Origin of the sequence: Comamonas sp. Z3 (assembly GCF_008121565.1) — a bacterium.
Classification (GTDB): Bacteria; Pseudomonadota; Gammaproteobacteria; order Burkholderiales; family Burkholderiaceae_C; genus Comamonas; species Comamonas brasiliensis.
Window position 1 is genome coordinate 644428 of sequence record NZ_VOQU01000004.1, and the last position, 13796, is coordinate 658223.

Sequence of the window (13796 nt, forward strand, 5' to 3'; positions counted from 1 at the left end):
GAAAATTCATTCGTTGTTGCAAGGCTGGCGCGCTTCTACAGTCTTCAGCACACCAGCCCGCAAAGCGCATGGCGATTGATTTCAGGAGCATTCATGTCGGCCAGTACCGTAACTCATTCCCGCCTGCATCGCACTCTGGCCCCATGGCTGACATCGATGGCGGTGCTGTGCTGCACGCTGGCAACTGGCCCTGCTGCCGCGCAATCCGGCGGTGCAGCGGCACAGGCCTGGAAGCCCAGCAAGTCCACGGAATTCATTGTCCCCAGCGGGGCCGGCGCGGCGCTGGATCTGGCAGCCCGCAAGCTCACCGAGCTGCTGGCACGCGATGGCCATGCACCGCAGTTCGTGGTCAGCAACAAGTCCGGCGCGCATGCGATCGCCGCGCTGGAAAGCCTGCACCGCCACCCTGGCGACGCCCACACGCTGATGACGCTGAGCACCAGCTACGGCAACAGCCTGGCGCAGAACGCCCTGCCCGCACACCTGCAAAAAGGCACGCCGCTGGTGACCTTGCTGCGCGAATTCACCACGGTGGTCGTGCGTGCGGATTCGCCGCTGCGCAATGCCCAGGACCTGATCGCCCAGCTGCGCCAGGACCCCGAGAAATACTCCATCGGCATCGCCACCACGCTGGGCAATCACATCCATCTGGGCGTGGCCCAGCCCTTGCAGCAGGGCGGCGTGAATATCCAGAAGCTGCGCATCGTTCCCTACAAGTCCTCCGCCGAATCCATGGTGGCACTGGCCGGCGGCCATCTCGATGTGGTTTCGGCCACCACGCCGAACCTGCTGCCCTACCTGCAGTCGGGCCGCGTGCGCGTGCTGGCGATTGCCGCCGACAAGCGGCTTGAAGGCGTGTTCGCCCAGTCGCCCACCTGGAAGGAGCAGGGCATCGACTATGTCAGCGATTCGTTTCAGGGCGTGATGACGGCGCCCGGTGCCAGCACCGCGCAACAAGCGTATTGGGTGAATGCGCTGCGCAAGGTTTCCGAAACCCGGGAGTGGAAGGAATTTGTGACGCTGAACCAGTGGGAGCCCGTGTTTCTCGGCCCGCAGGAAACCGCCCGCGCCCTGAGTGCACAGGTCGAGCGCAGCCATGCTCTGCTGAACGCACTCGGCCTGCTGTCGCCCAGCGCCTCCCGTATTGCCCAGGCCCGCTGAAGCACCGCTCTCATCAGGAAAAATCCCATGAACATGCCCCTTCCCCACGCTCCGCTGCAGCATCTGGACGAACGCCTGAGCTCCGCAAGCAACATCACTCCGCATATCCGCATCACGCCGCAGTCGGCGCATATCGGCGCGCTGATCAGCGGCGTCAATCTGAAGCAGGCCTTGAGTGCCGCCGAAGTGCACACCATCCGCTCGGCATTGCTGCGCTGGAAGGTGATCTTCTTTCGTGATCAGCACCTCAGCCATGAGCAGCAGATTGCCTTTTCGCGCCAGTTTGGCGAGCTGACGCCCGGCCACCCCGTCTTCGGTCATGTCGAAGGCTTTCCCGAGCTGTATTCGATTGCCAAGCACCGCAAGGCCAACCGCCACAGCGGCCAGGCCGAACAGCGCCCCTGGACCGGCTGGCATGCCGATGTGACGGCAGCCCACAACCCGCCTGCCGCATCGATTCTGCGCGGCGTGACAATTCCGCCCTATGGCGGCGACACGCAATGGACCAATCTGGCCGCTGCCTACGAAGCGCTCTCCAAACCGCTGCAGGCCTTTTTGCAGGGCCTGCGTGGTGAGCACCGCTTCAGCGCCCCGCAGGGAGCCACGGCATCGCAGGAATATCTGGATCTGCTGCGCGACAACACCCTGATCAGCGAACACCCGCTGGTCACGATTCATCCCGAGACCGGCGAGAAGGTACTCTACATCAGCCCCGGCTTTCTCAAGTCCATCGTGGAACTCTCCACCCGCGAATCGCGCGTGCTGCTGGAGCTGCTCTGGGAGCACGCCGTCAGCAGCGAGTTCACCGTGCGCTTCAAGTGGGAACCCGGTTCGCTGGCCTTCTGGGACAACCGCTCCACGGCCCATGTGGCACCGCAGGATATTTTTGCGCTGGAGTTCGATCGCCAGCTCTACCGCACCACGCTGGTGGGCGAAGTCCCCCGGGGCGCGGACGGCCGTGCCAGCACTGCCATACAGGGCAATCCGGTGCTGGCCGCGCACGGCGCGGCATATTGACGAAATGAGTTGTCCTCCGGGCATGGCCTGAGGCTTTGAGGTGCCGCTTGCGGCACCTTTTTTTCTTCGCCCGCTGTTCAAATAGCCACCAGCGAGCGCACGTTCTTCTCCTGCATCTCGCTGCCCGGGCCCGATGCGATCACCTCGCCGCGCTCCATCACCACATAGTGGTCGGCCAGCTCCTCGGCGAAGTCGTAGTACTGCTCGCACAGCAGGATGGCCATGTCTCCGCGATTGGCCAGCATGCGGATCACGCGGCCGATGTCCTTGATGATGCTGGGCTGTATGCCCTCGGTGGGCTCATCCAGGATCAGGATCTTGGGCTGCGGCGCCAGCGCGCGCGCAATGGCCAGCTGCTGCTGCTGCCCGCCCGAGAGATCGCCGCCACGGCGGTGCAGCATCTGCCCCAGCACGGGGAACAGCTCGTACAGCTCGCCCGGAATCCGGGTGCCTGCCGAACAATAGGACAGACCCATACGCAGATTGTCTTCCACCGACAGGCGCGAGAAGATTTCGCGCCCCTGGGGCACATAGCCGATGCCGCTGCGCGCGCGCTCATAGGGCGTCCTGCGCGCGATATCGCGGCCCTGCCATTCAATGCCGCCGCTTCTGATGGGAACCAGCCCCATCAGACTTTTGAGCAAGGTGGTCTTGCCCACGCCGTTGCGGCCCAGCAGCACCGTGACCTTGCCGATCTCGGCCGTGAAATTCACGTCCCGCAGGATGTGCGAGCCGCCGTAGTACTGATGCAGGTTCTGAACTTTAAGCATTTTCAACCTCTAACGCTTACACAGAAAGCGCAAGCAGCTATCTAATTTGACTATCTGCGGAGCGCATGACGTTTGAAACTGGCGCTGCCCAATCAAAGAGACAGCGAGGAAGCGCCGCCGCGCACCGAAGCAGTCGTCCCCCTCCCTCAGCGCGAAGCGCGTAGAGAGAGGGGAAGGCGCGGGGCCGCCCAGGCAAAGTGCCTCAGGGGGTTACCTCCCAAGATACACCTCGATCACGCGCTCGTCAGCCTGCACCTCGGCCAGCGTTCCCTCGGCCAGTACCGAGCCATCGCAAAGCACCGTGACCTTCTCGCTGATGGTGTCGATAAAGCTCATGTCGTGCTCCACCACCATCAGCGAATGCTTGCCCTTGAGCGTCAGAAACAGCTCGGCCGTGCGCACCGTTTCCTCGTCGGTCATGCCGGCCACAGGCTCGTCGAGCAGCAGCAGCTTGGGCTCCTGCACCAGCAGCATGCCGATCTCCAGCCACTGCTTCTGTCCGTGACTGAGCAGCCCGGCTTGGCGCGTTACGCTGCCTGCCAGATGAATGGTGTGCAGTACCTCGGCAATGCGATCCCTCTGCGCGCCGCTGAGCTTGAACAGCATGGAGGAGGCAATGCCCTTGTGGGTCTTGAGCGCCAGCTCCAGGTTCTCGAACACGCTGAGCTGCTCGAACACCGTGGGCTTCTGGAACTTGCGGCCAATGCCCATGGCGGCGATCTCGGGTTCCTTGTAGCGCAGCAGATCGATGGTGGAGCCGAAGAACACCGTGCCGCTGTCGGGCCGGGTCTTGCCGGTGATGATGTCCATCATCGTGGTCTTGCCCGCACCATTGGGGCCGATGATGCAGCGCAGTTCGCCGGGCGCGATATCGAGGTTCAGACCGTTGATGGCCTTGAAGCCGTCGAAGCTCACATGCACGTCTTCGAGATAGAGGATGCGGCCGTGGGTCACATCCACTTCGCCGGCCACCACGGGGCGCGCCAGACTGGCGTTGCGGCCGCCGGATTCGGTGCGCAGCGCGGCTTCGCGCTGCTGGTAGGAAGCCAGGCGCTGCTCGCCTTCCTGCATCAGATCGGGGGTCATGCGCGCACTCCTTCGAGGGCATCGGCAGAAGCCGGCTCGGCAGCGGCTTTGGCAGCTGCGGCTGCAGTCTGGTTCAACGGATCCCGGACCTGGGCCTTGCGCTTCTCACGCCACTGACGAAGCTGCTGCGGCAGGCGAATCAGTCCTCCCGGCATGAACAGCGTCACGACGATGAACAGCGCACCCAGCACGTACAGCCAGTATTCGGGTGCGGCCACGGTGAGCCAGCTCTTGCCGCCATTGACGGCAAACGCGCCGATGATGGGGCCGACCAGCGAGGCACGTCCGCCCACGGCCGTCCACACCGCCATTTCGATGGAATTGCCCACGCTCATCTCGCTGGGGTTGATGATGCCCACCTGGGGCACATAGAGCGCGCCCGCCAGGCCGCACATCATGGCCGAGATGACCCAGATCGACAGCTTGTAGGGCAGCGGGTTGTAGCCGCAGAACATGGTGCGCGATTCGGCATCGCGCACGGCCTGCAGCACGCGGCCGTACTTGCTGCGCACCAGCCAGCGCGAGAACAGAAAGCAGCCCAGCAGCGCCAGCCCCGACAGCGCGAACAGCAGCACATGCATGGCTTGCGAATTGACGGAAAAACCCAGTAGGGTCTTGAAGCCCGTGAAGCCGTTGTTGCCGCCGAAACCGGTCTCGTTGCGGAAGAACAGCAGCATGGCGGCGTAGGTCAGGGCCTGGGTGATGATGGAGAAATACACGCCCTTGATGCGCGAGCGAAAGGCGAAGTAGCCGAACAGCCCGCCGATCAGGCCCGGAACCAGAAACACCAGCAGCACGGTGGCGGCAAAGCTGCCCGACAGCGCCCAGTGCCAGGGCAGCTCCTTCCAGTCCAGAAAACCCATGAAGGCAGGCAATGCATCGGGGCCTGCGGCCTCGCGCATCAGGTACATGCCCATCACATAGCCGCCCAGTGCGAAGAACAGGCCGTGGCCCAGGCTCAGGATGCCGGTATAACCCCAGATCAGGTCAATCGCCAGCGCGCAGATGGCATAGCACATGAACTTGCCCAGCAGGCCCAGCATGTAGTCGGACAGGTGCAGCGCACTGTCCTCGGGCACCCACAGATTGAGTGCGGGAGCCACGGCGCAGACCATGGTCAGGGCCAGCAGAAATGCCGTCCAGCCCTTGCCGCTGAGCAAGGACTCGGGAGCAGGAAGTACCAGCGGTGGTGCGGATGCAGGGGATGAAGAAGTTGACACGCTCATAGCTCCGGTCCAGAACGCAATGTTTGAGAAAGCCAGCTTTCGCAAGGAACAGCGAGCAAGGGCCTACGCCGGCCGCGCCGCCCCGCAGCGAGGCTGTCGTCCCCCTTGAGGGGGGAGGGCGCGAAGCGACTCAGGGAGTTCATGTTTCCGCACTGCGGCCCTTCAGGGCAAAAATGCCTTGCGGACGCTTTTGAATGAAGACCACGATGAACAGCAGCACGGCGATCTTGGCCAGCACTGCCCCGGTCCAGCCTTCCAGCAGCTTGCTGAGCACGCCCAGGCCCAGAGCCGCGTAGACGGTGCCAGCCAACTGCCCCACGCCGCCCAGCACCACCACCAGGAAACTGTCCACGATGTAGTTCTGCCCCAGATCCGGGCCCACATTGCCGATCTGACTCAGGGCGCAGCCGGCAAGACCAGCGATACCGGAGCCCAGTGCAAACGCATAGGTGTCGGTGCGTGCCGTGTTGACGCCGACACAGGAGGCCATGGCGCGGTTCTGCGTCACGCCGCGCACGAACAGGCCCAGCCGCGTTCTGGCGATCATGAAGGCCACGCCCGCCAGCACGGCAAACGCAAAGACGATGATGGCGATGCGGTTCCAGGGCAGTGTGAGATTGGGCAGCAGCGCAATCCCGCCGCTCATCCAGACGGGGTTTTCCACACCCACGTTCTGCGCCCCGAAAAGGCTGCGCACGGTTTGCTGCAGCACCAGGCTGATGCCGAAGGTGGCCAGCAGGGTCTCCAGCGGGCGACCGTAGAGAAAGCGGATCACGCCGCGCTCCAGCACCGCACCGACCAACGCCGAGGCCAGAAAGGCCACGGGAACGGCCACCACCAGATACCAGCCGAACAGGGACTCGGGCAGCCAGCGCTGGAATGCGACCTGCACCAGATAGGTCGCATAGGCACCGATCATGATCAGCTCGCCGTGCGCCATATTGATAACGCCCATCAGGCCATAAGTGATGGCCAGACCCAGCGCCGCCAGCAACAGCACCGAGCCCAGGCTGATGCCGCTGAAAATCGCCCCCAGCCTGTCGCCCCAGGCCAGGCCTTCGGCAATGCCGGCCAGCGCGGCCTTGATGGCTTTCTGCACGCCGGGATCGGACTCTTCGGACAGGCGCTGGTTCAACAGCAGCTGCGTCTCCGGCGTCTGCTGGCGCGACAGCTGCTCCACCGCCTTCAGACGCTGCTGCACCGCGTCGCTGCCCAGCAGGCTGGCAGCCTGGCTGCGCTCCAGCAGAGCTCTGACCTGCCCGTCCTGTTCAGCGGCCAGCGCTTTTTCGATCAGCGGAAGCCGCCCGGCATCAGGCTCGGAGGCCAGTTGCTCGGCAGCCTTGCGGCGCGCCTGCACATCGCTGCTGCCCAACGCCAGCGCGGCCTGCGCCGTGTCGATGACCGAGCGCAGGTAATTGTTGCTGACGACCTCCTCGGCATCCGCCGGGAGTTGGACGGCCTGGCCGGTCACCGGGTCGGTGACCGCGTCGCCGCTCATCACATAGACCTTGCCCTGGGACACGCGCACTTCATCGGTGGCGAGCGCGCCCAGATAGGCCGACAGGCGGCCGCCGTCGGTCTGTGCATCCGGCGCCAGCACGGCCTGATTGATCGCCAGCACGCGCCGCTCGGAGTCGTCTGCCGCAGCCATGGCATAGGCCTGCTCGGTCGTCAGTGCGTGACTGGCAAAGCTCAGCAACGAGCCCAGCCCGGCGGCCAATGCCAGCCTCAATGACTTGCGCAGTATGTTCATAGGAATTTCAGGTTTCTAGCGCTGCAGCCCTTGTCAATAAAGCGCAAGCAGCTATCTCTTCAGGACTGGAGAGCCCACCAGACCTCTCCAGTCCGAGGGAGCGAATCAGGAGCTCTTGCCGTTGGGCTCGTCCTTCTTCTTGTCGTTACCTTCGATATACGGGCTCCAGGGCTGGGCCTTGATCGGGCCCTTGGTCTTCCAGACCACGCTGAACTGGCCGTCTGCCTTGATCTCGCCGACCATCACGGGCTTGTGCAGATGGTGATTCTTCTCGTCCATCTTCAGGGTGAAGCCGCTGGGTGCTGTAAAGGTCTGGCCGGCCATGGCGGCAATCACCTTGTCGGTATCCGTGCTCTTGGCTTTTTCCACGGCCTGCTTCCACATGTGGATGCCGACCCAGGTGGCTTCCATCGGGTCGTTGGTCAGCGGCTTGTCCTTGTGGCCGGCGATGTTCTTGGCCTTGGCGTAATCGCCCCACTGCTTGATGAAGGCCGTGTTGGTCGGGTTCTTCACACTCATGAAGTAGTTCCATGCCGCCAGGTGACCGACCAGAGGCTTGGTGTCCACGCCGCGCAGCTCTTCCTCACCCACGCTGAAGGCCACCACCGGCACGTCCTTGGCCTTGAGGCCGGCATTGCCCAGCTCCTTGTAGAAGGGCACGTTGGAGTCGCCGTTGATGGTCGAGATCACGGCGGTCTTGCCACCGGTGGAGAACTTCTTCACATCGGCCACGATGGTCTGGTAGTCGCTGTGGCCGAAGGGAGTGTAGGTTTCCATGATGTCGGAATCCTTCACGCCCTTGGACTTGAGGAAGGCACGCAGAATCTTGTTGGTGGTGCGTGGGTACACATAGTCCGTGCCCAGCAGCACAAAGCGCTTGGCACCGCCGCCTTCCTTGCTCATCAGGTACTCGACAGCGGGAATCGCCTGCTGGTTGGGCGCGGCACCGGTGTAGAAGACGTTCTTGGAGAGTTCCTCGCCCTCGTACTGCACGGGGTAGAACAGCAGACCGTTGTTCTGCTCGAACACCGGCAGCACGGATTTGCGCGACACGCTGGTCCAGCAGCCGAAGACCACGGCCACCTTGTCCTGGGTGATCAGCTGTTTGGCTTTTTCGGCAAACAGCGGCCAGTTGGAGGCGGGGTCCACCACCACGGGCTCCAGCTTCTTGCCCATCACGCCGCCCTTGGCGTTGATGTCGTCGATGGCCATCAGCACCGTGTCCTTGAGCACGGTCTCCGAGATCGCCATGGTGCCCGAGAGGCTGTGCAGCACCCCGACCTTGATGGTGTCTGCAGCCAGCACCTGAGAAGTCAACCCCAGGCCCAGAGCCATGGATGCAGCCAGTGTTGTGAGGGTTCCGCGACGATTCATTTCAGCACTCCCAGGAGGTTTTGTTCGGTCACATTGACCGCAGAACCTGAAGTGCAATTACCGTGCCAGCCCCCCCGCGGCACGGCCTGAAAGCCGCCGGAATCGGCGCCGCTGCCTCTTTTGGGTCAGATGCGGCCCGGACGCGTCTTCCTGCGCTCAGCAACGTCCGTCAGCAAGCACCATTGCAGTGCCCCATGCACCAGATGCAGACCGCACCGGGCCGCAGGCACTATTGAAGTGCATGACCGCCTCAGTCGGTCGGGATGCAGGCCGGCAGCGCTGCGCTGCGCAGCTTTCCGGGATTGAGCAGATTCAGGGGGTCGAAATCGGCCTTGGTCTGCAACAGCGCGGGATCGAGCTGGTTGTTGGCCTTGCCGTCTTCCACCACGTAGACATGCGGATTGTTGATCTGCACGCCATGCTTGCGATAGATGTCCATGATCGCGTTGAGCCGCTCGGCCGAGCTGAAGCGCACCAGCTCCAGCCCGCTGCAGTTGAACTGTCCCTCCTTGGTGCGCAGAAACTCCAGATGGAACAGGACCTCGTCACCGAGCTCGCTGCGCAAGGCCTTGAGCTGCTCGCCAAACCTTGCGGGGTTGTAGCCGGTCTGCAGATAGGTCAGCTCCCGGTCCAGCTTCAGCGCATGCAGGGTCGTATGGTTCCAGCAATACTCGATCAGCGATTTGTAGCCCGCAGCCGGCTGCGCAGACCAGCGCCCGCGCTCGCAGTAGCTGAGGGTGCCGCCGTGACGCTCCAGCAATAGCTGCATGGCCTCCTCGGCTTCGGGTGCCACCAGCGCGATGACCGCGTGGCAGCCCGGGGGCAGATGCTCGGCCAGACTGGTGAAATAGGCCGGCACCGGAGCCGCCACCAGGCTCAGCTCCTTCTTGCGGATGCCAGGAGCATTGCCCAGCTGCTGCGCAAAGCCCAGCGCCTCGTCAAAACCCGTGAACGTGGCAATGCATTCCGTCCAGTTCGTAGCATCTGCCAGCGCCACTTCGAGCTCGAGCACGATGCCGGTCGTGCCATAGGTATGGTGCAGACGCATGGCATCGGCACCGCGCAGTTCCAGAATGCGGGGCTCGGCCTCCACCGTCATCACGCGCGCAGCCAGCACATTGCCCGCAGAGGCGAGCGGCCCGTAGGTGATGGAGCCGGCACCGCCGAAGCCTCCGCCGAACAGTCCGCCCAGGGTGGCGCTGCGATAGGTGGACGGCAGCCAGCGCAGCTCCTGCCCCTGCTCGCGCGCCAGCTGGTCAAAGTCCGCCAGACGTATGCCGGCCTGTGCCCGGCCCACACTGCCGCGCACCCAGCACAGGCTGTTGTAGCCGCTCAGATCCAGGATCAGGCCGCCGTGCAGCGGCGTGCTCTGGCCGTAGTTGCCGGTGCCGCTGCCGCGCAGCGTGATGGGAACGCCCCGGCGCGCGCAATGGGCCACGACCTGGGCAATCTCGGCCTCGGTGCGCGGACGCACCGCAATGTCGCCGCGCTTGCCCTGCAGGGCCTGCTTCAGAACCGGACTGAACCAGGAAAAATCCTGGGACAGGCGCGAAACTTTCAGGGAGTCGGTGATCCAGTCCAGCGCAGGCAAGACGCTGGCCAGCTGGCTGCTGTTCTCGGCAATCGAATGGGTGTTCATGGTCGTGGCGCAAAAAAACAAGGCGTGAGTCGGCCCATATGCCGCGCAGTGCGGGCATGACGGGAGCAGAAATGAGCAAAGGGGTAAAGCGCTAGTCGCTACCGGATTCGCTGGCATGCCAGCCGCCCAGCGCCCGGCGTGTGCACCAGGCCATGAGCACGAACAGCGCCACGCCGGTCAGCGAAATCAGCAGCAGTGCGGCGAACATGCGCGGGATGTTGAGCTGAAAGCCCGCTTGCAGGATCTGGTAGGCAAGACCCGCCCCCTGCCCGCCGGTTCCGGCAACAAACTCGGCCACCACGGCACCTATCAACGCCAGGCCGCTGGAGATGCGCAGCCCCCCGAAGAAATAGGGCAAGGCACTGGGAATGCGCAAGCGCATCAGCACCTGCAGGCGCGTGGCCCGGTTGAGCTTGAAGTAGGCCAGCAGATCCGGCTCCACACTGCGCAGGCCCAGCGTGGTGTTGCTGATGATGGGAAACAGCGCCACCAGCGCCGCACAGATCACCATGGACAGCACCGGGTCCTTGACCCAGATGATGATCAGCGGCGCCACGGCCACGATAGGCGTCACCTGCAGCAGCACGGCATAGGGAAACAAGGCCGTCTCGATCAGCTTGCTCTGCACGAATACAAAGCTGATCAGGACGCCCGCCACGGTGGCCAGGGCAAAGGCCAGCAAGGTGATCTTGACGGTGACCCACAGGGACAGGCCGAGTGCCACCCAGTCCGTCATCAGGGTCTGCAGCATCAGCAGAGGCGAAGGCACCAGATAAGGCGGCAACTCCAGCCCCGTCACCAGGGCCTGCCAGACCAGCAGCAGCACAAGGCCCACCAGCGCCGGCAAAAGCACGCGCTGCACCTTGGGCTGAAGCAGCCAGGGGGTGGCCGCCTTGCCGGACTTGGCGGCAGCCACCGCACGCGCGCCGGTCGCGGCAGACCTGCTGTCGGCGGCCCTGGCCGCATCATCGGGAATGGAAGCGGGCAAGGCGCTCATGACAGACTCTCCTCCACAATGGCACTGGCGCGCAGCAGGCTCGATTGCAACTGCTGCGCATGGCGGGCGAACTCGGGGCCGAGCATGAAATCGGCAGGCCGAGGATAGGGGGCATCGATGCGAAACTCCTCCACCACCCGTCCCGGCCTGGCCGCCATCATCACCACCCGGCTGGACAGAAAGACGGCCTCGTGGAGGGAGTGGGTGACAAAGATCACCGTCAGCTTCTTCTTGCTCCAAAGCTCCAGCAACTCCGCGTCCAGCTTGTGGCGCGTGATCTCGTCGAGCGCGCCGAAAGGCTCATCCATCAGCAGCAGATCGGGCTCGGTCACCAGGCCGCGGGCAATCGAGACGCGCATCTGCATGCCTCCGGACAACTCGCGCGGCAGGGCCTTGGCAAAGCGTGCCAGACCCACCAGTTGCAGTGCCTCCGCGACGCGCGCATCGGCCTCTGCACGCGGCACACCAGCCAGATCCAGCGGCAGCCGCACATTGGTATGCACGCTGGACCAGGGCATGAGCGTGGGCTGCTGAAAGACAAACGCCATCTTCTTGCCGCCGGCCTGCAGCTGCGGTACCGGCTTGCGCCAGAGCAGCAGTCTGCCGTCGCTGGGCTCGAGCAGACCCGCAACCATCTTGAGCAAGGTGCTCTTGCCGCAGCCCGAGGGGCCGAGCAAGGTCACGAACTCCCCCTCTTCGATGCGCAGGTCGACGGGCAGCAGCGCCTGCGTGCCACCGGGATAGGTTTTCTCTGCAGACAGCACCTCCACTGCGGGAATTGCTGCTGCGGGAATTGCTGCTGCGGGAATATCAGAGCCGCTCATAGTTGCCTTTCGCTGCTGCTGCCAGCCCATGCCCTCAGGGCAGGACCTTGATGTTCTGAATCAGGCTCAGGTTGTAGGCATCGGCCTGCTTGACCTTGGCCGGATCGATCAGCTTGGCGCTGACCAGGAAGTCATAGCTGGCCTTGGCCCGCGCATCGGTCATCACGCCAATGCCCAGCTTGGCTGCATCTCCGCCGGCGACCATATTCATTTCCTTGAGCTTGCCCACGCTGTAGGCCAGCTGTTCGTCGGTCATGTTGGGGTTGTCTTTCTTGATCAGGGCATTGGCCGGCGCGGGATCAGCCAGATAGCTCTTCCAGCCTTCCATGGAGGCGGTGACAAAGGCCTGCACCGCCTTGCTGCGCTCCTTGACCGTCTTGTCCATGCAGGAGATGGTGGTCGCATAGGCCGGGAAGCCCTGATCGCTGAACATCAGCGTGTTCGCCTTGACGCCGGCCTTCTGAATCGCAAAGGGCTCGGAAGTCAGATAGCCTTGCTGGGCCGAGTTCTTGTCCACCAGGAACGGCTGGATATTGAAGGTATAGGGCCGGGTCTGGGAGTCGGTGAAACCATATTTGGCCTTGAGCCAGGGCCAGTAGCCGCGCTGCGCGGAGGCGGCGATCAGAATGGTCTTGCCCTTGAGGTCCTCGAACCGCTTCACGTCCTCGTGAGCGATCAGCACCTGCGGATCCTTCTGGAACACCGCTGCCACCGTGGTCACGGGAACACCGCCCTCGCGCATCTGCACCATCTGCAGATCGCTGGAGCCCATGACACAGTCGGCCTGACCGGCGGCCATCATCTGCGTGATATTGACCTGGGGGCCGCCCATCTTGATGCTGACATCCAGGCCATGCCTTTTGTACAGCCCTGTGGCCACGGCCTGGTAGAAGCCGCCATGCTCGGCCTGGGCATACCAGTTGGTCATGTAGACGAATTTTTCCTCGGCATGGCCGAGGCCGCTCAGACCGCAGGCCAGCATGGCCGCGCAGGTCAGGGGTTTGAGGAGTTTGGCAGTCTTCATCATGGCGGATCTCCGGAGGTTTGAAACAGGCAAGGCGTGGAAAGGCGTCAGGCCAGGGCAGGCTCCACATGCCCCTGATGCTGGGCCCGGCCCCAGGTGGCCTCGTCGCGGCTGGCCCATTGCAGCTCGTGCAGCTCGGCAATGGCGGCGGCCCAGCTGCGGGCCAGGGATTGCAGGATCTCCTGCCCCTGCTCGGCGGTTGCGGGGGTCGGATCACCGATCACGCCGCTGGGTCCGAAGTCCCGTGCGGTCCAGGCGCAGGCGGGACGGCCGTCGGGCGACAGCAGGCTGGAGGGGAACACGGGCGGATAGTTGATGACCGCCCGCTCCATGTGCACGGTCTGCGGCTCCAGCGCCAGCATCAGCGCGGTCTCGGCATGACCTGCATGCATGGCCAGCTTTTTCTCCAGGTTCGACAGATACTGGCCTGCGACATGCGGCACGCGCCAGGTAAAGCTCGGCACCACGATGAAGTCGCCATGGCGCAGGCGCAGCTCGCGCGCCGCGATCTCCAGCACCTGTGGCTGGCCGCCGTGACCGTTGACAAACAGCAGCTTGCGAAAGCCTGCGCGGTATACCGACTCGCCGATTTCATTGATCGTGGCCAGCAGGGTTTCACCGCTCAAGGTCACCGTGCCGGGAAAGTGCAGATGCTCCTCCGACTTGCCATAGACGATGGGGGCCATGGCGAATGCAGGCACGGCAGCGGGCAGCTGCGCCATGGCGGCACCGACCACGCCCGCCGCAATCGTTGCGTCCACCGAGCAGGGCAGATGCGGGCCATGCTGCTCCATGGCGCCCACAGGCAGCACGATCACGGTATTGGCCTTGTCCGGCAGGGCCGCAACCTCGGTCCAGCTCAGATAGGGCAGAAAGCGGTCGGCAGGGGTGTATCCATGCAGCATGGGTTCTCCGGGGTGAGTGA

Annotated in this window: 12 protein-coding genes; 2 read left to right on the plus strand and 10 right to left on the minus strand. The window is 63.9% G+C overall.

Features of this window, described 5'->3' with window-relative positions; all coding sequences use genetic code 11:
* The first annotated feature begins 93 nt into the window (after positions 1-93).
* Both FSY59_RS15100 and FSY59_RS15105 read left to right on the plus strand, forming a co-directional pair.
* Positions 94-1161 carry a tripartite tricarboxylate transporter substrate binding protein gene (locus FSY59_RS15100; RefSeq protein WP_003060658.1) on the plus strand — a complete coding sequence of 356 codons (1068 nt, stop codon included), beginning with the start codon at positions 94-96 and terminating at the stop codon, positions 1159-1161.
* A gap of 27 nt (positions 1162-1188) precedes the next feature.
* Positions 1189-2178: a TauD/TfdA family dioxygenase gene (locus tag FSY59_RS15105; protein WP_148729232.1), complete on the plus strand. Its 990-nt coding sequence runs from the start codon at positions 1189-1191 to the stop codon at positions 2176-2178.
* A 77-nt stretch (positions 2179-2255) separates the two neighbouring features.
* Here FSY59_RS15105 and urtE read toward each other — a convergent pair whose 3' ends face one another.
* From urtE to FSY59_RS15155, 10 genes are all read right to left on the minus strand, one after another.
* Positions 2256-2948 carry an urea ABC transporter ATP-binding subunit UrtE gene (gene urtE / locus FSY59_RS15110; protein WP_003060654.1) on the minus strand — a complete coding sequence of 231 codons (693 nt, stop codon included), beginning with the start codon at positions 2946-2948 and terminating at the stop codon, positions 2256-2258.
* A 210-nt stretch (positions 2949-3158) separates the two neighbouring features.
* Positions 3159-4034 (minus strand): urea ABC transporter ATP-binding protein UrtD, encoded by an 876-nt coding sequence (urtD, locus tag FSY59_RS15115; RefSeq protein ID WP_043375636.1) that lies wholly within the window; start codon positions 4032-4034, stop codon positions 3159-3161.
* Positions 4031-5260, minus strand: coding sequence for an urea ABC transporter permease subunit UrtC (gene urtC / locus FSY59_RS15120; RefSeq protein ID WP_051962263.1), 1230 nt, complete (start codon positions 5258-5260; stop codon positions 4031-4033). The genes urtD and urtC overlap by 4 nt, the downstream gene beginning before the upstream one ends.
* A 139-nt stretch (positions 5261-5399) precedes the next feature.
* Positions 5400-7013: an urea ABC transporter permease subunit UrtB gene (gene urtB / locus FSY59_RS15125; protein WP_148729233.1), complete on the minus strand. Its 1614-nt coding sequence runs from the start codon at positions 7011-7013 to the stop codon at positions 5400-5402.
* Between the two features lie 105 nt (positions 7014-7118).
* Positions 7119-8387, minus strand: a complete 1269-nt coding sequence (urtA, locus tag FSY59_RS15130; protein WP_003060644.1) for an urea ABC transporter substrate-binding protein — start codon at positions 8385-8387, stop codon at positions 7119-7121.
* Between the two features lie 250 nt (positions 8388-8637).
* Complete coding sequence (locus FSY59_RS15135) at positions 8638-10026, minus strand: FAD-binding oxidoreductase (RefSeq protein ID WP_043377039.1); 1389 nt, start codon at positions 10024-10026, stop codon at positions 8638-8640.
* A 91-nt stretch (positions 10027-10117) separates the two neighbouring features.
* Positions 10118-11023, minus strand: a complete 906-nt coding sequence (locus FSY59_RS15140) for an ABC transporter permease (protein ID WP_003060640.1) — start codon at positions 11021-11023, stop codon at positions 10118-10120.
* On the minus strand, positions 11020-11847 hold the full coding sequence (locus FSY59_RS15145; protein ID WP_148729234.1) for an ABC transporter ATP-binding protein: 828 nt from the start codon (positions 11845-11847) through the stop codon (positions 11020-11022). The genes FSY59_RS15140 and FSY59_RS15145 overlap by 4 nt, the downstream gene beginning before the upstream one ends.
* A gap of 34 nt (positions 11848-11881) precedes the next feature.
* Positions 11882-12874 carry an ABC transporter substrate-binding protein gene (locus FSY59_RS15150; protein WP_003060636.1) on the minus strand — a complete coding sequence of 331 codons (993 nt, stop codon included), beginning with the start codon at positions 12872-12874 and terminating at the stop codon, positions 11882-11884.
* 44 nt (positions 12875-12918) lie between these two features.
* The gene (locus tag FSY59_RS15155) at positions 12919-13776 is read right to left on the minus strand and encodes a creatininase family protein (RefSeq protein ID WP_148729235.1); all 858 of its coding nucleotides are present in this window, start codon (positions 13774-13776) and stop codon (positions 12919-12921) included.
* Positions 13777-13796: the final 20 nt, after the last annotated feature.

What these genes read in the sequence shown, in the direction of transcription:
- FSY59_RS15105 (WP_148729232.1), top strand. Translation starts at nt 1,189, where the DNA reads ATGAACATGCCCCTTCCCCACGCTCCGCTGCAGCATCTGGACGAACGC.
- FSY59_RS15150 (WP_003060636.1), bottom strand. Translation starts at nt 12,874, where the DNA reads ATGATGAAGACTGCCAAACTCCTCAAACCCCTGACCTGCGCGGCCATG.
- FSY59_RS15145 (WP_148729234.1), bottom strand. Translation starts at nt 11,847, where the DNA reads ATGAGCGGCTCTGATATTCCCGCAGCAGCAATTCCCGCAGCAGCAATT.
- FSY59_RS15135 (WP_043377039.1), bottom strand. Translation starts at nt 10,026, where the DNA reads ATGAACACCCATTCGATTGCCGAGAACAGCAGCCAGCTGGCCAGCGTC.
- urtB (WP_148729233.1), bottom strand. Translation starts at nt 7,013, where the DNA reads ATGAACATACTGCGCAAGTCATTGAGGCTGGCATTGGCCGCCGGGCTG.
- urtA (WP_003060644.1), bottom strand. Translation starts at nt 8,387, where the DNA reads ATGAATCGTCGCGGAACCCTCACAACACTGGCTGCATCCATGGCTCTG.
- urtE (WP_003060654.1), bottom strand. Translation starts at nt 2,948, where the DNA reads ATGCTTAAAGTTCAGAACCTGCATCAGTACTACGGCGGCTCGCACATC.
- FSY59_RS15155 (WP_148729235.1), bottom strand. Translation starts at nt 13,776, where the DNA reads ATGCTGCATGGATACACCCCTGCCGACCGCTTTCTGCCCTATCTGAGC.
- urtC (WP_051962263.1), bottom strand. Translation starts at nt 5,260, where the DNA reads ATGAGCGTGTCAACTTCTTCATCCCCTGCATCCGCACCACCGCTGGTA.
- FSY59_RS15140 (WP_003060640.1), bottom strand. Translation starts at nt 11,023, where the DNA reads ATGAGCGCCTTGCCCGCTTCCATTCCCGATGATGCGGCCAGGGCCGCC.
- urtD (WP_043375636.1), bottom strand. Translation starts at nt 4,034, where the DNA reads ATGACCCCCGATCTGATGCAGGAAGGCGAGCAGCGCCTGGCTTCCTAC.
- FSY59_RS15100 (WP_003060658.1), top strand. Translation starts at nt 94, where the DNA reads ATGTCGGCCAGTACCGTAACTCATTCCCGCCTGCATCGCACTCTGGCC.